Annotated in this window: 19 protein-coding genes; 3 read left to right on the forward strand and 16 right to left on the reverse strand. The window is 34.4% G+C overall.

All coding sequences use genetic code 11. The features are described from left to right. Window positions 1-209: 209 nt before the first annotated feature. The 4 genes from A3SG_RS0102465 to A3SG_RS0102485 form a co-directional block, all read right to left on the reverse strand. Complete coding sequence (locus A3SG_RS0102465) at window positions 210-875, reverse strand: tetratricopeptide repeat protein (protein ID WP_016988422.1); 666 nt, start codon at window positions 873-875, stop codon at window positions 210-212. 483 nt (window positions 876-1,358) lie between these two features. Then, entirely contained in the window at window positions 1,359-2,987 is a 1,629-nt protein-coding gene (locus A3SG_RS0102470; RefSeq protein ID WP_029596570.1) for a long-chain fatty acid--CoA ligase, read from the reverse strand. Window positions 2,988-4,015: 1,028 nt separating this feature from the next. After that, window positions 4,016-4,900 carry a ChaN family lipoprotein gene (locus A3SG_RS0102480; RefSeq protein WP_016988425.1) on the reverse strand — a complete coding sequence of 295 codons (885 nt, stop codon included), beginning with the start codon at window positions 4,898-4,900 and terminating at the stop codon, window positions 4,016-4,018. Between the two features lie 23 nt (window positions 4,901-4,923). Next, on the reverse strand, window positions 4,924-5,535 hold the full coding sequence (locus A3SG_RS0102485; RefSeq protein ID WP_016988426.1) for an SOUL family heme-binding protein: 612 nt from the start codon (window positions 5,533-5,535) through the stop codon (window positions 4,924-4,926). Between the two features lie 682 nt (window positions 5,536-6,217). On the opposite strand from A3SG_RS0102485, the gene A3SG_RS0102495 reads away from it, so the two are divergent. After that, window positions 6,218-7,060: an alpha/beta hydrolase family protein gene (locus A3SG_RS0102495; RefSeq protein WP_016988428.1), complete on the forward strand. Its 843-nt coding sequence runs from the start codon at window positions 6,218-6,220 to the stop codon at window positions 7,058-7,060. Between the two features lie 323 nt (window positions 7,061-7,383). Here A3SG_RS0102495 and A3SG_RS0102500 read toward each other — a convergent pair whose 3' ends face one another. From A3SG_RS0102500 to truA, 9 genes are all read right to left on the reverse strand, one after another. Next, window positions 7,384-7,848, reverse strand: a complete 465-nt coding sequence (locus tag A3SG_RS0102500; protein WP_016988429.1) for a hypothetical protein — start codon at window positions 7,846-7,848, stop codon at window positions 7,384-7,386. Between the two features lie 412 nt (window positions 7,849-8,260). Next, window positions 8,261-10,441 carry a TonB-dependent receptor gene (locus A3SG_RS0102505; protein WP_029596572.1) on the reverse strand — a complete coding sequence of 727 codons (2,181 nt, stop codon included), beginning with the start codon at window positions 10,439-10,441 and terminating at the stop codon, window positions 8,261-8,263. A 53-nt stretch (window positions 10,442-10,494) separates the two neighbouring features. Continuing rightward, window positions 10,495-10,812 carry a DUF6660 family protein gene (locus A3SG_RS0102510; protein WP_016988431.1) on the reverse strand — a complete coding sequence of 106 codons (318 nt, stop codon included), beginning with the start codon at window positions 10,810-10,812 and terminating at the stop codon, window positions 10,495-10,497. A 112-nt stretch (window positions 10,813-10,924) separates the two neighbouring features. Then, window positions 10,925-11,131 (reverse strand): GDCCVxC domain-containing (seleno)protein, encoded by a 207-nt coding sequence (locus A3SG_RS22155; protein ID WP_083832393.1) that lies wholly within the window; start codon window positions 11,129-11,131, stop codon window positions 10,925-10,927. Beyond that, window positions 11,116-11,751 carry a mercuric transport protein MerTP gene (gene merTP, locus A3SG_RS0102515; RefSeq protein WP_016988432.1) on the reverse strand — a complete coding sequence of 212 codons (636 nt, stop codon included), beginning with the start codon at window positions 11,749-11,751 and terminating at the stop codon, window positions 11,116-11,118. Before merTP ends, A3SG_RS22155 begins: the two co-directional genes overlap by 16 nt. Continuing rightward, window positions 11,748-12,122, reverse strand: a complete 375-nt coding sequence (locus A3SG_RS0102520) for an ArsR/SmtB family transcription factor (protein WP_016988433.1) — start codon at window positions 12,120-12,122, stop codon at window positions 11,748-11,750. The genes merTP and A3SG_RS0102520 overlap by 4 nt, the downstream gene beginning before the upstream one ends. A gap of 425 nt (window positions 12,123-12,547) precedes the next feature. Then, complete coding sequence (gene lpdA, locus A3SG_RS0102525; RefSeq protein WP_016988434.1) at window positions 12,548-13,936, reverse strand: dihydrolipoyl dehydrogenase; 1,389 nt, start codon at window positions 13,934-13,936, stop codon at window positions 12,548-12,550. Window positions 13,937-14,614: 678 nt separating this feature from the next. Beyond that, window positions 14,615-16,369, reverse strand: coding sequence for an ABC transporter ATP-binding protein (locus A3SG_RS0102535; protein ID WP_016988436.1), 1,755 nt, complete (start codon window positions 16,367-16,369; stop codon window positions 14,615-14,617). Window positions 16,370-16,528: 159 nt separating this feature from the next. After that, on the reverse strand, window positions 16,529-17,263 hold the full coding sequence (gene truA / locus A3SG_RS0102540) for a tRNA pseudouridine(38-40) synthase TruA (protein WP_016988437.1): 735 nt from the start codon (window positions 17,261-17,263) through the stop codon (window positions 16,529-16,531). A 306-nt stretch (window positions 17,264-17,569) separates the two neighbouring features. Between truA and A3SG_RS0102545 the strand changes: the two genes are divergently transcribed. Further along, window positions 17,570-18,070 carry a metallophosphoesterase family protein gene (locus A3SG_RS0102545; RefSeq protein WP_157485275.1) on the forward strand — a complete coding sequence of 167 codons (501 nt, stop codon included), beginning with the start codon at window positions 17,570-17,572 and terminating at the stop codon, window positions 18,068-18,070. On the opposite strand, the gene A3SG_RS0102550 is transcribed toward A3SG_RS0102545, so the two are convergent. The 3 genes from A3SG_RS0102550 to A3SG_RS0102560 all read right to left on the reverse strand — a co-directional run bounded on the left by A3SG_RS0102550 (window position 18,071) and on the right by A3SG_RS0102560 (window position 21,080). Next, the gene (locus A3SG_RS0102550) at window positions 18,071-19,663 is read right to left on the reverse strand and encodes an ATP-binding protein (RefSeq protein WP_232226259.1); all 1,593 of its coding nucleotides are present in this window, start codon (window positions 19,661-19,663) and stop codon (window positions 18,071-18,073) included. Between the two features lie 194 nt (window positions 19,664-19,857). Continuing rightward, window positions 19,858-20,517, reverse strand: coding sequence for a response regulator transcription factor (locus A3SG_RS0102555; protein ID WP_016988440.1), 660 nt, complete (start codon window positions 20,515-20,517; stop codon window positions 19,858-19,860). Window positions 20,518-20,666: 149 nt separating this feature from the next. Next, a complete protein-coding gene (locus tag A3SG_RS0102560) occupies window positions 20,667-21,080 on the reverse strand; it encodes a DUF4293 family protein (RefSeq protein WP_016988441.1) in 414 nt (137 codons plus the stop codon). A gap of 182 nt (window positions 21,081-21,262) precedes the next feature. Between A3SG_RS0102560 and rho the strand changes: the two genes are divergently transcribed. Further along, entirely contained in the window at window positions 21,263-23,005 is a 1,743-nt protein-coding gene (gene rho / locus A3SG_RS0102565; protein WP_016988442.1) for a transcription termination factor Rho, read from the forward strand. The last annotated feature ends 87 nt before the right edge of the window (window positions 23,006-23,092 follow it).

The following is a 23,092-nucleotide window of genomic DNA, read 5'->3' on the forward strand; positions in this document are numbered from 1 at the left end:
CGCCCTTCCTGTGATTAAAATGGTGTTACCTATTAGTTTTTTATTTAACGCGGTTTAATTTGCTTACAATTTTAGTTTCTGTCTCATTGGTTAGCGAAGTTCAAGAGTTTTATATGCGACTATTTCAGTGTAAAATGAGCAGGATAAATAAATAAATAATTAATTCACTGAAGTCCTGATTTTTTTCACAAATTAGATTACAGTCTAGTTTAGTTTTGAGATGCAATTTTCCTTACTTCGGGCTCAATCATCTTAGGATCTAGTCTGTCAGTAATTTTCATATATTTCTTAAGACTATCTTTTTTTATGAAATAGGAGTACGCACTTGTCAATGAGCCATAATATTTTGCCTCGTTTGGTTTTAGTTTAATTGCACTTTTTAAATTCTCAATGGTTAAGTCAAGATATTCTATTCTTTTAGTTTCGTAAAATAGCTGGCCGTAACTTGTGGCCATACTTTCGTATACTTTTGCATTATTTGGATTTAACTTTATTGATTTTTCAAACAGTGGAATGGATTTTTTCGTTTCGTGTCTCAATCCCATAAGATTACCAAAACCCCAATAAATTTCTGCGTTATCTTTGTCGAGTAACCACGCTTGATTAAATCTTTTCATTGCTGTGTTTGCATCATTATCATAAAAATATCCCCACGCTTTTTCAATATATTTTTGAGAAGCGACTTTGCGGTTTTTAAATTCTTTATCGCAGTCTGCGAGAAATTGGTTATCACTTTTGATTTGCTCATCACATTTTTGTCTTTCGCCGTACATTGGAAGTAAATTAATTCCTTCAGGACACTCTTGTTTAGATGAGCAATTCAATAAAAGGATTGCAGAAAATAAGATTGTATTTTTTAAAATGTTGCAGACCATAATTCTTAGTTTTTTCGCTGTTCGACAAAATGACTTTTAATTGCAAACGAATTTATGTCTTAGTTCAGATCGTTCTGGTATAACTTGTGTCAATCTATTAAACAGGATACTTATTTATCGAGCTAATATATAAATAAATAGCACAAAATAATTTACTGAATTTAGGTCTTGCGTAAAGGATAGAAGTGGAAATCCTTTTTTACTTTATGAAGCGATAGTCAATAAAGAAAAAGATTGTAGCACATAGCCTGACCGCGCTAAAACGGAGTTTAAGCGGGGTTACGCTCCAAAAATTAAACATAGAAATCCGATTGGCCTATACCAATCGGATTTCTGTGTTTAAGACGAGGACTTTTTACTTTAGACCTTTAAAATCTAACTTACAAATAGATCACTTTGCCATATATACCTACAAAGCTCTCGATAAGGGCTTAATTCAAAGTAGTGGGGTGAATTGTTTATTCCAAGCCCGTACTATTTGGTTTAAGTAAGTCTTCCTGCAGCAAAAAGTCGTCTAATTTCTTTTTTGTCAAATTTACCAACGCTGGTTTTGGGTACTTCTTTGATATAAACATAATCTCGGGGAATCTGATATTTCACAAATTCTCTTGATAGGAATTCTATCAATTCGTAATCTGTAACGGTATCTTCGGTATTTACCAATACTATCGAAGCTAGAGGCTTTTCGATCCATTTTTCGTCGGCTATGGCAATTACTGCAGCTTCTTTAATTTTAGGATGCGCCATTAATGCAGATTCTAAGGCAACACTTGAAATCCATTCTCCTCCACTTTTTATAAGGTCTTTTGTACGGTCTTTAATTTCCATATACCCATCTGGATCGATCGTGCTGACATCACCAGTTTTAAACCAGCCGTCTTCCGTAAAGCTATCCTGATTGTTGGTTTTAAAATAGGAACTGATAATCCATGCTCCTTTTATTTGTAATTCTCCCATAGTCTTTCCATCTGTGGGCGCTAAAGTCCCTTCGTCTGTCATAATCCTTACCTCTACACCTGGAAAAGCGATGCCTTGTTTAGCACGAATATTCATTTTTTCGTTACCTGATAAATGGTCATGCTTTGGTTGTAATCTCGAAACGGTACCTAAAGGGGATGTTTCTGTCATTCCCCAGGCTTGAACCCCCTTGATTCCAAAATCTTTTTCGAAACCTTCAATAAGACTTTTAGGTAGTGCAGAACCCCCTACGATATATTCCTCAAGGGCCAGTTTTTCTTTTGGTGGATTCTTTTTCATAGCATCGTAAATGCCCAGCCAAATAGTGGGAACTCCGTTTGCTTTAGTAACCTGCTCTTCTTGGAGAATTTTAATAAGAGCGTCTGGCTGTAAATTAGAAGAGGGTAGCACCATGTTTGATCCAGACAAGAGGCATAAATACGGAAATCCCCAAGCCATTACATGAAATTGTGGTACAACTAATAAGATAGTATCCAGACTGCTATAATTACCAGCATTGGGTGATATAATATTAGAGGCATGCAAATACGTGGATCGATGAGAATATAAAACTCCTTTTGGTAAACCTGTTGTTCCGCTTGTATAACACATTCCACAAGCATCATTTTCGTTTAACGTTGGCCATTCAAAATCTTCTGATTGGTCTGCGAGTAAATCTTCGTAGTGTATTGTATTTGTCAAAGTGGTTTTAAAATCTTTAGGGGCGTTAATTAATACATAACACTCAACAGTTTCGAGCAGCGGGGCAATTTTTTCAAGTAATGGGACTAAAGTAGCATCCACAAAAATGACTCTGTCTTCAGAATTGTTAATTATATATTCCGTTTGGTCGCTTGCCAGTCTGATATTTATAGTATGACAAATGGCTCCCATACCTGAAATACCATAGTATAACTCTATATGTGGTGCATGATTCCATGCAAAAGTACCCACCATGTCCCCATTAGTAATTCCTAATTTTTGGGTCAGCGCATTCGCTAATTTTTTACATCGTTTGTACATATCACTAAAGAGATACTCATGACGTGTTCCATCTGGTAAATGAGTTATTATTTTTTTATGATGATAGACGCTGTTGCCGTATTCAAGAATAGTATTAGTTGTGAGTGGGTAATTCATTATAAGGCCTTCCATACTATAAATTTTAAATTATTATTTAATTTGATGATTTTATTTATTGTGGGATATTTGCTCTGTACTCTTTTATTAGGTAATCAAATACTAAGCTTTCTTTTAAATGATTTTCAACTTCACTTGACTTCAGTAAGTTGCAAACTTCGTAGCCACATTCTTTCAACTAAGATAAAAAATAATAAGAAATAAAAATGTGAATTTTTCATATTTTTAGCGAATTATTAAAATTTCTTCTCTATGAAGTATTAAATTACGATTTTATTCTCCGATTTTTATTTTCGGCGACTGATATAAATACTTCGTTTTTTGCTGCTTTGAGAATTTATTAAATAAAAATTTATTTTGGAAAAGTAATAGTATTTTTAGTGATGAAGAAGCTGTTTTTGTATTCAAGAATTTGAATTTGCGAAGCTTTATTCATAACTGGATTATTTTAGTTTACTTATTTTTTAGTATCCTCAGTTCTAACTGAAAATACGTCAAAAATCAATCTCCCACAATTTTTTTTACCAACAGAATATACTGTATGGAATTACTTGTAATTTTTAAGACTACAATAATTGATTTTTTAAGTAGTCCTAATTCTTCAAACTTCATATAATTTTTATCAGATTCATCATCTGAATATTTCAAATAATGATTGTTATCGCATTGAAATTGTAAAGTATTTCAAATATCATGTTTTCTTGCATTATCAGTTAAAGGTATTTCCTCTATTATCTGTAGCTTTAATGAATCCGTTACCAATAAAAACGGTTTATTGTTTTGGCCGGGAATACAAAAACAGGATTTTCAACGCAGCACTAGATGGACTCCAGCTTTTCAGAATATTGGGTAAAACGGTTACGTTACTTATTAGTCACACTGGTTTCCAATGAACATTACAAGTATACGGTAAGGTAATTCATATATTTATCGGGATTAATAATAGCTGAGATTAGCAATTGCTTGCAGCTATTATTGGTCTTTAGTCATGCTTAAGGCTTCAAGCGATTTTAAGGGCTAAAATCTCGATATTTTATTAAATACTAGCCTTTTGCTTGTGTCAAATTATCTGGAACTACGATGATATAATTTGCAATTGTAGTTTTTTCATCATCTGTCATTTTATTCCATACGGATTGCATTACTGTAGTAATGGATTTTATTTTTAGACCAGGCTGAATTTTATTAATCCACCAAATTATACCTTGTTGATAATTGGAATGGTAGGATCCTTCAAAATGAAATAAGAAATCACCCCGGTAAAAATTCTTGAGTGAAAAATAAGCCATCGTAGCGTCTTTAGAAGCTTGGGCAGTTTGTATGTTTAGTATATTTTGTGGAACATGTCCTCCCATATTATTAGCCATTTCTGCATAAGCTTTCGCGGTGGGGTCAAAATATTTATCTAGATCTGGACCAATAAGCGCAAGTGCCTCTGGACTTAAATTTTTTAAAGCGCTTATTCCCATTTTGTTAATCATGGAAGCATATCTTCTGGGAATATTCGTGGCAATAAAACGCAAGTTATTTTCTTTTGCAAAATCAACTAAAGGCCTATAATCGGTTTGATAATTGCTCCACAGCTGCGTTATTTCGGCAGTCATTTTATCATCGGCATAATAACCTTTCAAATATTCATTGAGTACTAACTGATTTCCAGATTCAAACATTTCGGCTCCGAAAAATAATTTACGCCCTTTAAGTTTAAAAAAACTTTTACTCATTTCTAATTGCATCCAATGGGAAATTGGATTGTTGTGATATTCGCCAAAAAACACCATATCACTTACTATAAGGTCTTGAATCATTATATCATAGTCTGCAGTTTTTCCATCGTTCCTAAATAACTGGAATGTCAGCTTGTTCTGGCCATTTGTTGTACCTATTGTGATCAGTAGTACTAAAAATGTTACGATGAAGTGTTTCATGTTTTTTATGGAATTCAACTTTATTATTTTTTAACTAGGTCTCTAGTTTCACTTTGCAACTCGACGATAACTTCGTTTTTACGATTAAAAACTTCAAAAGGAGGATTATACCCTAAAAAGTAAAACCGGTTGCTATATTTTATTCCCTCAGCATCTAAAGCTGCCTTCAATTTCTCTTTATACTTTTCTATTTTTGTATCATTGGCCCAACCGCCAAAGGTAATTGCTGCGACAGTTTTTGCCGGTTCATCACGAAATTCGATCTGCGATTCGATGGGTTTAGGAAGCGTTTTTTTGTTGAATTTTTTGGGAACCAAGAACATAACCGTCATGGAGTCTTCGAGAGACATGGCGACAGGTGAGGTCATGGATATTTTTTCGTTTTTTTCATTTCCGCCAAAAATGTATCCGGCTAAAATAGAGAACCCTTTGCTGGATGCCTCTTTAAATTCCTTTGTCGAGAGTTTGACAGAAGTAAACAAACTTGCTTCGTAGCTGCGGATTTCAAATGTGTCGTATTTTTTATTGACGACATAAGGATAGGTTTCAATAGATTTTTGTTCATTCATAGCATAAAGTTGTACCGCAACAAAGGCTAAGAGCACTACTCCGAGTGAGATAAATAGTATTTTCATTATTCGAATTTAAGGATATTGTTATTTTAATTTTAAAGGAGCACCAACATTCAGTAGCTTTACGCTGTTACTGTATACATGGACTAATTTCTTTCTTTTAAAGATAAGGGATTTTTGGGAAGAAAACGTCAAAGTTACTACAGAGTTAATTATAGCACCAAATCTCCTTCTATTTTGTTATTATTATTTTTTATTTTCATCTCGAATAAGTCAAAGTTTTTCGTCCAAAAATTTTCTTCTGATTTCTTTTCCTTGTGAATCGGATTTAATGATATCCCACGAAATTCGAGCCGTTTTTTCTTTTGGAAAGTAGTTGACTCCACCTGCTCCTATAATTTCATAATTTTCTTCAACTACAAAGTAATCTTCTACTTCTTTATCAAGATATTCTATTAAGTATTTTTCTTCTGCGGAGTCAAAAAATTGAGGTGTGTTTGGCCTTAGAATTCAATCACTGCGATTTTGTCTGGCTGTTTATAGGGTCTTATTTTTAGGGTCTTTTCTCAAATTAATGGTGCTTGTTTTACTTCCTACGAACTTCAGCCTATTTTCGATGCTTGCTGGCCAGCTACTGATTATTTCCATGTTATTGTTTTGAAATACTAGAATTTTTTAGAAACAATAGTTATATCAACTTCTTATCTTTGTTCTACTTATTTATTGAAGTCTAAAAGTAAAAAAAATGATATTAAATAGAAAATTTATTCTTAAAGGAGCGTTACAAGAGCAATTTACAATAGATTTGAGTTATTCTGAATCTCCCGAACAAAAAGGGGTAATCATCTTTTGCCATGGATTTAAAGGCTTTAAAGACTGGGGTTGTTGGCAAATGATTGCCAATTATTATGTAGAAAATGGTTTTACTTTCTTAAAGTTTAATTTTTCGCATAACGGAATGGGACTAGAAGATTCAGCCGAATTTACGGCTCTCGATAAATTTGCTACCAATACTTTAGGAAAGGAAATGGAAGATATTGGGAGCGTGGAACAATTTATAGTCAACGAATTACCAGAAATATTACCAGTAATAAACACTGATAATATTTTCATTATCGGTCATAGCAAGGGAGGTGTTTCGGCATTACTGTATTGCGCGCACTTCGATACTAAAATTCAGAAAGTATGCACTTGGGCGAGTCCGTTTGATTTTCATCGCAGTTGGAATTCAAAATTTGTTGACAAGTGGAGAGCTGATGGAGTTCAGTATATTAAAAATGCAAGAACCAATCAAATGATGCCTTTGAACATATCAGTTTTGGAGGATCTGGAAACCAATAAAGAAAAGTACAGTTTGATTAATGCGGGTCAAAAGCTCCAAATTCCCTATTTGATTATTCAAGGAACCGATGATCAAGCGGTGAAAATGGAAGAATTCAATTTATTAAAGAAACATTTTACTAAGGCAAAAAGTCATGTTATTTTAGAAGCTAATCATGTTTTTGGAGGGTCACATCCGTATTTAGGAACAGCATTACCAGCACATACTCAAGAATTGGTAGATGTAACTAAGGAATTTTTCTTGTAGCTGACACTAAACTCAAGGTATATAAGCTTGTCTGCAAAAAGACACTACAAAGATATAAGTTATTGTTTTGCAGAAGTACACAATATAACCGCTGCCATATGCGAAGGATTTTTTAAAAGTTTGTCGTTTCTTAGAAATCTCAAGCTATGCCACTTTTTTAGCTACTATTATATTGTTGTGTTTGTTTTTTAGTATAGGTAGTTAATGTTCCAGAGCTACACGGAGTTGCGGATTTTAGAAATGATCTTTCCACTACCGCAAAACGAATTTAGGAAAATAGAAGTTCAATTCAACAAAAACCTTGCAACTGTGTCTTACGTGTGTTATGCAGGTTGCAAACCTGGTATTTTTGTTTTTATAGCTAATATAAGATTTTCATAGTTTTCAAAACTATCAGGTGAAATAATTAAGTTTTTTCCTGTTTTGAATTTTACAACACTTATGTGATATCCATTAGAAATATTGATGCCTCGCGTACTTCGAAGTATTGCTTTTTGTTTATCGATACTCAAAATAGAATCGAAAGGAATATATTGTTTTGTTCTAAAAATTAAATATTTTTTTTCAATACCATTTTCCATAATCTTTAGAGAAAAAACTTTGAGTAAATCTATTGATACATATATAAAAAAGAGCAAAACTACAAAGCCAAGAACTAATGATTGTTTTGTTGTTTGGTCTGGATTTATTAATCCATTAATACAATAAGAGAAAATCATCAGAAAAAGGAAAAATCCTATCCCTATTCTTATCCAAAATAATTTTCGAAATTCTGATTTGATTAGCATTTAATTTTATTTATTGTGTTGCTCGTACATGCTGCATAACTTGCAAAGGGTCTAACAAAGTCAGACTTACCTATCCTAATTAGGGTGGATGGGTCTGATAAAAAATTAGACTTATTTATTAAGCTAATATATAAATATAATAGTACAAATCATCTAGTTGTATTTATGCTGGGTAAAGGATAGCAGTGAAAATCCTTTTTTACTTTATGGAGAGATAGCGAAATAAAGAAAAAAGATTGTAACACATAGCTCGACCGCGCAGCAACTTAGTGGAAGCGGGGATACGCCGAAGAAATAGTCATAAAAAAATCCGACTGGCTAGCACCAATCGGATTGCTGTAGTTATTAGCGATAAGAATACATCATAAAGTCCTTCGAGCTGCCTTCTTATCCTACTAATTTTAGTTTATTTTTAATGTTCCTCATTTCCAAAAGGTTTGATAATAATTCCTAAACTAAATATAAACCCGTCAGTAGGGGAGTATAGTTCAGGAAATACAGGGTTTTCGTGAGGAGGCAAAATCAGTGGCGAAAATCTACTTTGTCTTCTGTCCGTAAAGTTCTCAAAATTCACGAAAACGCTAGTGAACTTAAAATTGCGCATTACCAATAGACCTAAAGTAACAAAACCTGTCGTCTCTTTTGCATTTGATAAAAACTGCTTTCCTGTATAAAAGGTTTCGAAGCCGATGCGCCATTTTTGTGATTCATACATAAACACACTTCCGCCACTGTGCTTTGCGGTTAAAGGTTTTTGCGGATTTCCTTCTAAATAATTCAATTTAGTGTCTATTAGTGCATAATTTAGAAACCATCTAAAATCTTTGTAGCTGAACTTGATATTTGTTTCGGCTCCTTTGCTCAAAATTTTATCTGTTGCATTCTCATAGTTAAAGAAGCCGTCATTCGTGCTATTCAATAGTAAAGCATTGTTAATTGCGGTGACATAAAATAGTTGATTAATGGAAAAACCTACTTCGTCAAATAAGTTTGTTTTATAGTTTACATCAAAATTAACACCGTAAGAACGTTCTGGTTTGAGTATTGATTTATCTATCGCGAGTACCTCCTTAAAATTAATATATTCAGCCTCTTCGGTAAAAATATCAGGAATTTTATATCCTAAACCACCACCAATTCTGCTCGAAAATCCGCCGTCAATTTTGTAGAGCAAGGACAACCTTGGAAGTGGAAAAAAGCCAAAATCAGTATTGTAATCACCTCTTAATCCTGTTTCCAAGATCCAATTGTCTGAAAGGTCATAAATGTTGTTGACAAACATTCCATAAGTAAGATCTTTTTGGTCGCGCTGCAGTGGAGTAGTATCATTTTCATCAAAATTTGAGGAGTATACATTTGCGCCAATAATCCATTCCGTTTTTTGAGATTCTCTTTGATAATTAATTTCGGTGAAGGTATTGATTTGTTTACCATCAAAATTAAAATCAGGAACAGTAAGATTTCGGTCAAAAAAGGAGATGCTATTTTTGACATGAAAAGAACTCACGGAATCCAGTTGCGTTTGATAGACTGCTTGACTGCTCAATCTTTTCGAAATATTTTCTTCGGTATATTGGTGAATTCCATTTTTACCACTTTTAATCGCTGTCATATCGCCACCGATTCTATCATCGTAAGTCCCGTTCAATCCAAACCAAAGAGTAGTTTTTTCTGATGGGTAATAATAGAATTTAGGATTAAATGAGATGGATTTCGTTTTGGGTAAATTGCTAAAGTCATCGTCTTCTGTGTCGTATGCTTTTTGATAATGTCCTGAGCCGTATAAAGAAACACCATAATTCTCGTTCCTTTTGCTATAAAATACATTTGCGGTGCTTCCTAATGCCTGTGTTTGAGTGAGCATAATATCTAAAACGGGGTCATTACCTGGTGTTTTTGATACCATATTTACCAAACCTGCAATAGCGCCGCCTCCGTAAAGTGTAGAAGAACTTCCTTTAATAATCTCAAACTGTTGCAAGTCTAAGGGCGGAATTTGCAAAATACTCAAACCACTTGAAAATCCTCCATATAGTGGAAATCCGTCTCTTAAAAGTTGTGTGTATCGTCCATCAAGACCTTGAATCTTAATGTTTGTACTTCCGCTACTTAAAGACGTTTGCTGCATTTGTATTCCTGTGCTTTCGCGAAGTACCATAGAAATGTTGGTTGGGTTCATAGCTGCTTTTTCGCCCAATTCTTCACCACCAATAAACTCGATTCTTGTTGGAATTTTCCTAACGGTTCTTGTACTTCTCGACGATTGTACCACCACCTCGTCCAGTTCTTGATCGTCGTCAGTTGTTAATTTGAAAATTAAAGCTACAGTACTGGGTGTTAAAATACTTGTTTTGAGGGTTCTATATCCCAAATATGATATTGAGATAAGATGCGTTCCATTTGGAATTTCGGTAAAAGTGGCATTTCCGTCACGATCCGTTATTGCCCCTTTTTCTAATTTTTCAAAGTAAACCGTTGCACCCAATAAGGGTTCGTTTTCTGTAATTACTTTTATTTGCACGGCTGATGTTTGCGCTTTTAATGAAAAGCACGCTGTAATGATGAGCATTGCGCTCAAGATGTATTTCTTCATTGAAGATATAAATTGATTAACTAAATTGTTTTTTTGACTTTATAGTCAGTTAACTAGCTAATTAATTGTGGCGGTTGCCAAATATTAGAATCAAAATCAAAACGGTAGATTGATTGATAAGAAGAAAAAACGGCTGTTGAAATTTCAGTAATTACTTCAAAATTGAACGACATAAGGGGTTCAGAGGTAATAGACATTCCGCAACAGTCGCAAATACAAGTAACAGGACATGAATCATCGCTGTCGTTTTGATGATTGTGGTTCACACTTATTTCATCTTGGTGTTGGTCTCCCGTATTATTACGGTCAGAACAAGGTTTTATTGACAAAAAAAGTAGTATCAGCGATAATATGATTGTTATTCCTTTCATAATCGATCGCAAAGTTAATAAATACAATTTTTATACTACTGAATTTGTTTTGTTTGTTTTTTGTGATGATGTTCTCTTATGTATTGGGGAAAGCAAATGTGACGTTGGCTTTTCAGCAACAGCTTTCTTTCTGTTGTATCGAAGGGCATTTTACGGAACCATAACTGCAATATACACAACAGTCACCATCGTTTGGACGTAATACTTTTTTACAGCTCTCACATTCATAAAAGAATTGACAGGATTCTGTAGGCATTTGCTCTACTTTTTTATGTCCGCAGTTTGGACAAGTAATTTCTGATTTTAATTGGATTTCCATTCGTTTTCTTTTTTGTTAGTTACTTCGTAGCCTGTCGAGTTAATTACTTTCGCAATTTCCGTTTCATTGGTTTTGGTCCTGTCAAATTCAATGATTGCGTTTCTATTTTCGTAGGATGTTTTTGAGGTTACAATTCCGCTGAGTTTATTTACTTTATTGTTGACGTGTTCTTCACAACTCGCACAAGTCATTCCACTGATTTTAAATTCGGTTGTTTGAATGTCTAATTTATCAACTGCGATTATTTGCTTTTCTGTGTTTGGGTAGAATATTCCAGAATAATATGGGAGTGCCAGCATTACAACTGCAAATCCCGTTGTAATTCCTAAAAATACTTTTGATTGAATAAATTTTGGTTTTCCGGGTTCACCTGCAGGTAACACGTCCGTTTCACATCCGCAGTCGATTTCATTTTTAGGTTTTAATTTATGATACCAAGCAAAACTAAGAACCAAAATTGTCACCCCAATTAGATAAGGTCTAAAAGGTTCTATCCAAGAAAATGTTGAGACAATTCCGCTTGTTCCTGCGATTAGAGCCAAAACAGGTGTAATACAGCATAATGAAGCTGTAATTGCGGTGAGCAAACCTGCACCTATTAATTTGGTTTCACTTTTCATATCGCGTCTACTATTTTATTTTTATCAAGTATTTCAAAAAACGGATGTAGTAATTTTTCGTATTCAGTAGTGAGTGAGTAAAAAATAGTTTGAGCTTCTCTATCAGTTTCTAATAGATTTCTGTCTTTCATTTTTCGCAAGTGTTGAGAGATAGCAGAAATGTTCATTCCAAGAATATCGCTTATATCACAAACGCAAAGTCTTTTTTCCTCAAAGAGTAGGTAAAGTATTTTAAGTCTTACGTTATTTCCAACCAATGAAAGTCCATTCGCTAAATAGTCAAAGGATTCATTTAATTGTAAAACGGTGTCTTTGCAACGGTTTATTTGCTCGATATCTGCTTGTTGTCTTATGCAAGTATTATTTTCCATGAAGTAAATGTACGTTATTTTATTATTTAAGCAAATACTTAAACATAAAAAATTAAAATAATACGATTTTGTTTGAACGGTTGTATTGTTTTGTCTTTTTCATAAATTTTTATATCACTTATATGTTCGTCCTACTTAGTAATTACACTTATACAATGTTAAAATTAAATAAATCATCTAGTAGTATTTATACTGCGTAAGGGATAGCAGTGAAAATCCTTTTTCACTTTATAAAGCGATAGCGGAATAAATAAAAAAAGATTGTAACGTATAGCCCGACCCCAGTGCAACGGAGTGGAAGTGGGGTTGCGCCCACAGAAAAACAAGACACAAAAAAATCCGATTGGCGTATACCAATCGGATTTCTATAATTATCGAGATTAGGTTGCTTCGTTCCGATAGTTATCTGAACTCACTATGACAGTCTACAAGTGTATTACTTCGCCGTAAGCGTCAGCAACCGCTTCCATCACGGCCTCACTCATGGTAGGGTGGGGGTGAATTGATTTTAGGATTTCGTGTCCTGTAGTTTCCAGTTTACGTGCTACAATTGCCTCAGCAATCATATCTGTTACTCCTGCACCTATCATGTGACATCCTAACCATTCACCATATTTAGCGTCAAAAATTACTTTTACAAAACCGTCTGGTGTTCCAGATGCTTTTGCTTTTCCAGATGCTGAGAACGGGAATTTACCAATTTTCAAATCGTATCCTTTTTCTTTAGCTTGTTTTTCAGTTAAACCTACAGAAGCAATTTCAGGAGAGGCATAAGTACAGCCTGGTACGTTTCCGTAATCGATAGGCTCTACATGTATTCCTGCAATTTTCTCTACACAGTTGATTCCTTCAGCCGAAGCCACGTGAGCCAATGATTGTCCCGGTGTTACATCACCGATGGCGTAGTACCCAGGAATGTTAGTTACATTATACTCGTTCACTAGAATTTTATCTTTGTCAGTAGCGATTCCTACTTCTTCCAGTCCGATATTTTCAATATTAGTTTTAATCCCAACAGCAGATAGCAACATGTCCGCTTCGATGATTACTTCGCCTTTAGCTGTTTTTACAAATGCCTTTACACCTTCTCCTGAAGTATCAATTTTCTCAACAGAAGAGCTAGTCATGATTGTTACACCCGCTTTTTTCATAGAGCGTTCCATTTGCTTCGAAATATCTTCGTCTTCAATAGGAACAATGTTTGGCATGAATTCAACAACAGTCACTTTTGTACCCATTGCATTGTAAAAATGTGCAAATTCAACTCCTATCGCTCCAGAACCCACGATAATCATCGATTTTGGTTGAGTAGGCAAGGTCATTGCTTTTCGGTAACCAATTACTTTTTCGCCATCTTGTGGTAAGTTTGGTAACTCACGGGAACGTGCTCCAGTAGCTATAATAATGTGGTCTGCGCTGTATTCTGTAACTTTATTATTTTCGTCAGTAACATCTAATTTTTTTCCTGGTTTTAGTTTCCCAACACCAATAATCACGTCAATTTTATTTTTTTTCATCAAGAACTGAACTCCTTTACTCATGTCTGAAGCAACCGTTCTACTGCGTTGTACTACGGCAGGAAAATCTTTGTCAAATGAGGATACAGTCAATCCATAATCAGAAGCATGTTTTAAATAATCAAAAACCTGCGCTGATTTTAGTAAGGCTTTGGTTGGGATACAACCCCAGTTCAAACAAACACCACCTAAGCTTTCCTTTTCAATTACAGCTACTTTAAAGCCTAGTTGCGATGCTCTAATAGCACAAACATATCCGCCTGGTCCACTTCCTAAAACAATGATATCGTATTTCATTTTTACAAGTTTTTCTAAATTTATTTATTTTGCAAATTTAAGGATTTATTCTGTTTTTGGAAAGATTAGAAGTAACAAAGTTTTAAAGATTCAAGAAGTAATACTTGGGGAGTATTATAAAAAAAAAGGGTAGTGGGGTAAAAGAAGGTTGTAAAGTTTGGTAAAAGAGATCAATAGTGATTTAGTTATCGCAAAAAATAGTAGAACAGATAAGTAATATCAGTTTTAGAATATTTTTTTATCTGAGCAATACATTAGCGTTACACACGTAACTTTTAAGGTAAAAAAAAGAATAGCGATAATTTTTTTACGACATAGATACATAGATTTTTTCTGCGTAAAATGAAGAAGCTACTTTTTAATTAGAGATCATGCTATGGACAATTTTTTTTCTTACCGTTTCTCCAACTATAAAGTGGATCTATGTTTCTATGTGGTAAGATTTTTTAAACACATAGGAACAAAGGGTTAATGTCTTTGAAGTCATTTCATTTTCCGTAGTATTTGCATTGAAACCTTGTTTAAAGCAAAAGCTTGCTTAATCGATAAAGTAACAAGGAATTTTTTCGGTTAAAATTATACGATACAGATTTTACTAATTAAGCAGTTGCGACGGCTTTTGTAGGTACTTATAGTAAACAAATTAAAGTGAACTTTGTGCTCTTTGCGGTTATTAAACTAATTAGCTACTGTAAATTGTGAATCATACAGGTTCTTATAATAGCCGTTTTCTTTATTGATTAATTCCTGATGTGTTCCTTGTTCTACAATCAATCCCTTGTCCATAACCACGATTTTATCAGCATTGATTATGGTCGCCAGCCTGTGGGCAATCACAATCGAGGTTCTTCCTTGAGTTATGGTTTCGGTGGCACGTTGAATTAATTCTTCAGAATACGAATCAATCGAAGAAGTGGCTTCATCCAGAATAAGAATACTGGGGTTGCTCACATAGGCTCGTAAGAAAGCAATCAATTGACGTTGTCCGGAAGACAACATTACGCCGCGTTCCTTTACATCAAAGTCATAATTATCCGGTAAATTCATTATGAAGTCATGCACCCCAATTTCCTTGGCCGCAGCCAAAACACGTTCTTTTGTAATCTCAGGATTGTTCAATGTAATGTTGTTGAAAATGGTGTCCGCAAACAGGAATACATCTTGAAGTACTACGGCAATTTGCTGACGCAGTGAACCCAAAGTGTAGTTTTCAATATTTTCGTTGTCGATGCAAATCGTACCGCTGTCAATTTCGTAAAAACGGTTTAACAAATTGATAATAGTAGATTTTCCAGCACCTGTAGACCCTACAATCGCGATTGTTTCTCCCGCATTTATATTTAAATCGATTCCTTTTATCACTTCTTCATCAGGGATGTAGCTAAAATGGACGTCTTTGAAATGCAGGTTTCCATGGAAAGTTGGTGCTTCAACGGTGCCAGTATCTTGAATCTGGTCTTCAGTATCGATAATGGCAAAAACACGATTAGCGGCAATCATTCCCAACTGCATTTCATTGAATTTATCAGCAATCTGGCGTAATGGATTGAATAACATCGCTATAAACATTGTATAAGAGAACAAATCTCCAAAAGTGGTTAGGTTACCACCATTCAGGATCTTGATTCCACCATAAAATATTATAAAACCAAGGGTAAGCGAGGAGATAATATCAGCAATTGGAAAGAAAATGGAGTTGTAAAGGATTGTTTTGATCCACGCTTTTTTGTGTTTATCGTTGATTTCTTTGAATTTTTCAGCTTCAGTATCCTCTCTGTTAAACAACTGTAAAATCTTTATTCCAGTAACGCGTTCCTGCACAAAGGAATTCATGTTTGATATTTGGTTCCGCACGTCCTCAAAAGCCACTTGCATCTTGCGTTGAAATATACGAGTGATAAATACTAAAACAGGCATCGCAACAATCACGATCCAAGTCAGCTGCCAGTTCATGTAGAACATGAAACACAACACGACCACCATTTTCATTAAATCACTGATGATCATAAACAATCCTTGACTGAAAATACGCGCTATCGATTCAATATCTGATACAGATCGGGTTACCAGTTGACCTATCGGTACCAAATCAAAATATTTCATTCTGAAACTTAAAATATGTTTGAATAATTTTATTCGAATGTCTTTCACGATGTCTTGTCCCAACCAGTTTGCCCAAAAAACAAAGTAAAACTGGGAGAATACCTCACACAACAGCACAACACCCATCAAGGTGATGTAAAACAACAAGCCCTTGGAATCCTGCGTTTGAATATATCCGTCGACGGTTTGCTTTAATAAATATGGTCGTAATGCTGCAAACACAGATAAGGAGATGGCAAAAATAATTACGCCGTTAAAACGCCATTGATACGGTTTAGTATATTGTAATATTCGTTTGAATAATCGGGTGTCAAATGCTTTTGCTTTCATTTTTTTTAAGCTGAATTTATTTCAGTTTTTATTTGGAGCTATTTCCTGCTATCCATTTCAATCTTTATATTTTTTTTAAAATATAAAGGATTTACATTACTATCAGGGCTAACTTGTTTTGTGTTCCTAATTATAAATGATTCTTTAAAAGCATTTATTTTATAAATAATCGTATTCTATTTCAGTCAGATACAAACCATGTGCTGGTACTGAAAACCCAGCTTTATCTCTGTTTTTATATACTATGATGGTGTTAAAATCATCAAGTGTAATCTTATGTAATCCAACGTTCAAAAGTGTTCCCACAATAGATCGAACCATATTCCTCAAAAAACGATTAGCCGAAATCGTAAAAATAAGCTTGTTGTTGTTTTGTTTCCAACCGGCCTCAAAAATCGTGCAATCAAAGGTATTAACATCTGTATTTACCTTCGAGAAACATTGAAAATCATGATGGTTAAACAATAGCATTGCTGCTTCATTCATTAACTCAATATCTAATTTTTGATGAAAGTACCAACTTTGCTCTTGCAAAAACGGATCTTTAAAGGTATTTATGTGGTACTCATAGGTTCTTTTTGAAGCATCAAAACGAGCATGGGCTTCATTTGCAACGGTAATAATATCGTGAACAGCAATGTCTTTTGGTAAAAAGGAATTGAGCTTATGTACTAAACTCGGGATATCAAAAAAAGTGTCAAAATCAAAATGGGCATACATTGTTTTGGCGTGAACACCGGTATCCGTGCGTCCGGCTCCCATAATGCTGATTTCTGAATTGAGCAAGGTAGAAATAGCCTTATTCATCGTTTCTTGAATTGACAAGGCATTCGGTTGGTATTGCCAGCCGTGATATAGGGATCCGTTATATGCTAATTTTATAAAATATCTCATTTGAACTACTGAATTCCTTCTGTGTGCTTCAAAATCTCGCGGGGTTGAAGGAAAACATGTTTATACATTGAAAGAGGCAAAGGTACCGATTTAATTTTTTTCAAGTAGAGAGAAAGCTGTACTATTTTTTGCGCCGAAACTTATTTTTTATTTGGAATAGGAATGGCTATTTTTGCCGGAATTCCTAGCCCAGATAGAAGCGATATCCTTTTTTTTTAAAAAAAAACAAAAAGATACAAGCGTATAGCTGGATTAGCTCCTGAAAATGAAAACCCAAGTCCACAACAACTTAAAAAACATAGAATTTTGAGTACGAAAATCCTCTTGCTTTCTGATACGCACAGTTACATTGACGATACCATATTGAAATATGTCGCTCTGGCTGACGAAGTTTGGCACGCTGGTGATGTTGGAGATTTAGCTGTAACCGATGCTTTACTAAAATTAAAGCCGTTGCGAGCGGTTTATGGGAACATCGACGATGCGAAAGCTCGTTTAGAGTTTCCGTTACACAACCGTTTTATGTGCGAAGGGGTTGATGTATGGATGACGCATATCGGTGGATATCCCGGGAAATACAATCCAGCGCTTAAAGCGGAGATGGCATTAAATCCACCCCAATTATTTATTTGTGGACATTCACATATTTTGAAGGTGATATTCGACAAGAAACACAATCTACTGCATATGAATCCGGGTGCCTGCGGTAAAAGTGGCTTTCATCAGATTCGAACGATGCTGCGCTTTGTGATTGAGGGCGATAAAATAAAGGACTTAGAAATTATTGAAATTGAAAAGCGCGTATAATTAATCAGCACGGGAAATTGGAACTTTTAGATGTACTGATGTCCCAGAATTTAGTTTGGACTGTACAACAAGTTCTCCTTTCATATTGTTAATTCGGGCATATATTTGATTCAGGCCAAATCCTTCACTAGGATTGTATTTACTGGTATCGAAGCCTACTCCATTATCCCATACTTGAATCAGTAATTGATTTTCTACTTCCTGTAAACTAAGCGTTGTATTTTCGGCGCCACTATGTTTAATGACGTTATTGAGCAGCTCCATTACTATAAAGTACATTTTCATTTCAAATTCACTATTGTAGCGTGTCTTTTCATCTATAGTGCTTGAATATTCAAAGTGGATATGGGAATTTGAGTTTTTCTCGCACAAATCATTAAGAGCATAAAACAGTCCGAAACGCGATAATAGGGATGGTAAAAGTTCATGAGATAAATCACGTACCTTGTCATGCGCTTCTTTTAAGATCGCTTTTGTTTTTCGTATTTCTTCTGACTCTATTTGATTTTTAGAGCTGAAGACGCTCAAATGCAAACCAGCAGAGGAAAGTAAAGCACTGATGTTGTCATGCAAGAAATTAGCGATTTTTTTTCGTTCCAGTTCTTGGCCATCAATCGATGCATTTATAATATTTTCCTGAATTTTGCTTTGGATGTCTTTAAGGTTATTTTTTTGTTTTAGTTGCGTATTTTGAAAGAAAAAGTAGAAAAGGATAATGATAAAAAGTAGTAACGAAATTATAATGATGCTTATTTGTTTGTTTTTGGATTGTCTTTCTAAAAGTACCTGCTCCTTCGTTTTGTATTTTGCTTCGATGTTATCGACCTCTCTTTTATATTCATCTAATTCCAGATTAATTCCGGCAACATTTATTTTCTTTAGCTTCTCTTCATAATTGAGGGCAGTAGTGATACTATTATAGGTTGCTAAATGTTCGTATGCTTTTTTATAGTTGCCATTTTTTAATAAAAACTTAGAGTATTCTTGATGTGTAAATGATAAGTCTGATTTTTCATCTCCTTGATTCCCTTTTTTGATAGCGCTTTCAAAGAACGAAGCCGCTTTTTCAGGTTCGTTTTTGTAGCAATAATACATCCCATTTAGCATGTTTAAGGCAACGATAGTCGATTCATCGCCAAATTGTGGATGGTTTTTATTGATAAAATTGAGATAGGGTAAACCTTTATTAAAATCACCAATATCAAAGTAAGCCCAAGCTATATTTAACTTTGTCAAAATCATTTGGGTAGTGTCGCGATTTTTCGCGCTGTATTCTAATGATTTTTTATAATAATAAATCCCTTTTTCATACTCCTTTTTATCAAAGCAATAGATATTTCCTAAGTTGTTATAGAGCCAGTTTTTTAGTTTGTCGTTAGTAGTTCTATTAGCATAAACAAGTCCTTTTTGATAGTAGAAGAATGCTTTGTCAGATTCACTTAACTCATCAAAGGTTGCAGCAATTGTATTATAACAAGTGGCTATGCCATTGTCGTCTTTGATGGCGATAGCGAATTTTAAGGCAACTCTTGATTTTATTAAAGATTTTTCGAATTTACCCGCCTTCATCAGATTGGTAGCTTCTTTTATCATTTTGTTAATTTCATTTTTGCTGGGAACTTCGCTGTTCGAAAATGCGGGATTGCAAAAAAGAGTTAATGATAGTAACAATAAAAAGCATCGGATTTTGAGCATAGAGGATAGTATCTGTTCGTGTCTTTTTCAATTTTTAAAGCTAGTGATCAGCGGCCCCTTGCGAAAGAGCTGGAATATTGTTTTTATGCTTATTACTTGATTAATTTGTTTTTAAGAGCAAACTTAACTAAACTGATGGTGTTCTTTGCTTTTAACTTTTTCATGATGTTTTTGCGATGCGTTTCCACGGTATTAGTGCTGATAAATAATTTCTCGCTAATTTCTTTTCCGCTATGCTCTAGTGCAATCAAGATGATGATTTCAAGTTCTCTTTCTGTTAAGATGGAACCGATGTTCGGCTTTTGCTTATTTAATTTTGAATTGTCTTTTGTCGCGGTATTAAATATTTTTTCTCTGACGGTGTTGCAAAAATATTCTTCTCCGTTGGCAACAGCTAGAATGGCTTCCACGATATTGTCTCCAGCACATTGTTTGGTCAAGTAACCACTCGCTCCTAATTTCATGACTTCCTGGATAATTTTTAAATCATCATAACTCGAAAGAATAATTACCCTGCAGGGGTACCCTTTTTTGGCAAATTCCTTAATTACTGCGATTCCGTCTTTTTTCGGCATGCTGATGTCAAGTACAAGAATGTCTGTCTGATTGTTTGTCACATCATCATAGAGCGAGCTGCCGTCCAAAGAAAAGCCAATTACCTCAAAATTAGAAACCGTATTTAAAAGCGTGCGCATGCCGTCTATTAGTACTTGGTGGTCATCTGCTAGGTGTATCCGTATTTTGTCTTTCATGCTATAACTGGTTGCATCAAAAATATAAAAAAAAAGTATTATAATGGGTTTAAAGCGTTTTATTTATTGCCTTATTCTTAGTAATAAGCATAAAAAAACCCGAATTTTCATTCGGGTTTCCTTCGCACTAATAAACTAATATTATGGGTTTATCTCAATCTGTCCACAGATTTGACAAGATCTTCATCCTTTTTGACGGCCTTATTAGCTAACACTAATAATACGATAGCGACAATAGGTAGAAACATCCCAATACCTTTCTCAGAAACAAGAACTGTTTCTCTAGATACGTTTAGTGAACGATAAACAAATAATCCCAATAAAATTAAATTTAAAATTATGTTCAATCTGCCGATGACAAATTGATTCTGTCTTTTTTTATAGGAAACAACACTCACTAAGCTAAGCGTGGTGCTCAAACCCAAAAGAATAACGTAAAATTGGTTTTGCATAAAAAAATAATCCTCTCCGCTGTTCATTGTCCATAGCGGAAATAAAAAAGGCAGTATTCCTGTAACTACAAAAGCAAGAATTAAATATATCGTTTGAATTCTTTGTATCATTTTATCAAATTTGTTGCACAAAAATATATTTTCTTTTTTTAAAATACTATTGTATCATTAAATTTTATTCGTATTATTGCAGGAGGCAACCGTAAGCACTTCATACTGCGGTCAATTCACAATAAATAATTACTATCTATCTTTTTAGTATTATCCAAATTAATTAAACCAATAGAACATTCATGTTTGATATTTCTGCATTAAAAGAAATGAAGCTTTCTGAGCTTCAAGCTATAGCTAAAGCAGCTAAAACCATAAAGTTTAACGGTGTTAAAAAAGAAACCTTAATTGGTCAGATTTTAGAGCATCAAACGACTAAAGAAGATCCATCTTTAGATTTAAAAATGGAATCCTTTATTGAGGATGATAAGCCTAAAAGGGCCCGTATCGTTCCCGTTAAGAAGGCAGCCATTCAAAAAGCTAAAATCAGTCCAATTCAGAACATTGAGGACGCTCCTGCATATACAGAACTTAAGGCGAAGGTTGATTTACCAGCTGAAGTAAGTTCTCAAGTCGAAGCTGTGAATGAGGGGGAGTCAGTAAATGAATCTTCAGTGTCAGAAAAAAAAGTAGGTAAGATTATTAAGTTTAATAAATCGGCTTACGAAAAGAAAATTGCTTTAAAAAAGGATAAGGAAGACGCAAAAGAATTAGGTAAAGAAGGTGAAGAGACTGTTGCGATTGATTCCAATACAATCGAAGAAGTCGTAGCTCCTGTTAAAAAAGTAAACCCAAATCAATTAAATAAGCAAAATCAAAATCCAAACTTTAAAAGTAAGAAAAGTAATTTTAGGGATTCTGATTTTGAATTTGATGGAATAATAGAAAGTGAAGGTGTTCTGGAAATGATGGCTGATGGCTATGGTTTCTTACGGTCCTCAGATTACAATTACTTAGCATCACCGGACGATATTTATTTATCAACATCTCAAATCAGATTATTTGGTTTAAAAACAGGAGACACTGTTAAAGGGGTGGTACGTCCGCCTAAAGAAGGAGAGAAATTCTTCCCTTTAGTAAAAGTTTTGAAAATAAACGGACATGATCCTCAAGTGGTTCGTGATAGAGTTTCATTTGAACATTTAACGCCTGTTTTTCCATCAGAAAAATTTAATTTGGCGGCACGACAAAGTACTATTTCAACTCGAATTATTGACCTGTTTTCTCCTTTAGGAAAGGGACAACGAGGTATGATTGTCGCTCAGCCAAAAACAGGTAAAACCATGCTGCTGAAAGAAATTGCCAATGCAATTGCTGCGAATCATCCTGAAGTTTATCTTATTGTTTTATTGATAGACGAGCGTCCGGAAGAAGTTACAGATATGCAACGTAGCGTGCGTGGAGAAGTAATTGCATCTACTTTTGATAGAGAACCTCAAGAACACGTTAAGATTGCTAACATCGTACTTGAAAAAGCAAAACGATTAGTAGAGTGTGGCCATGATGTAGTGATTCTTTTAGATTCTATTACGCGATTAGCCAGAGCATATAATACTGTACAACCGGCGTCAGGTAAAGTATTAAGTGGTGGTGTAGATGCTAACGCGCTACAAAAACCAAAACGATTCTTTGGAGCTGCCCGTAATGTTGAAAATGGTGGTTCTTTGAGTATTATTGCGACTGCATTAACGGAAACTGGTTCTAAAATGGATGAAGTGATTTTTGAAGAATTCAAAGGTACCGGTAATATGGAATTACAATTGGATAGAAAAATTGCTAATAAACGCATCTTCCCGGCAATAGATTTAACATCATCAAGTACAAGACGGGATGATTTATTATTAGATCAGAAAACGCTACAAAGAATGTGGATCATGAGAAAATACCTTGCAGATATGAATCCCGTTGAAGCGATGAGTTTTATAAACGACCGTTTCAAACAAACTAAAAATAACGAAGAGTTTTTAATCTCGATGAACGATTAATGTAAAGATAACAGAACACAGAAAATAAATTAGTTTATTTTTGTATCAAAAAAAGCCTCGAAAGTAGTAAATACTATTTCGAGGCTT

The organism is Flavobacterium sp. ACAM 123 (genome assembly GCF_000264055.1).
Lineage (GTDB): Bacteria > Bacteroidota > Bacteroidia > Flavobacteriales > Flavobacteriaceae > Flavobacterium.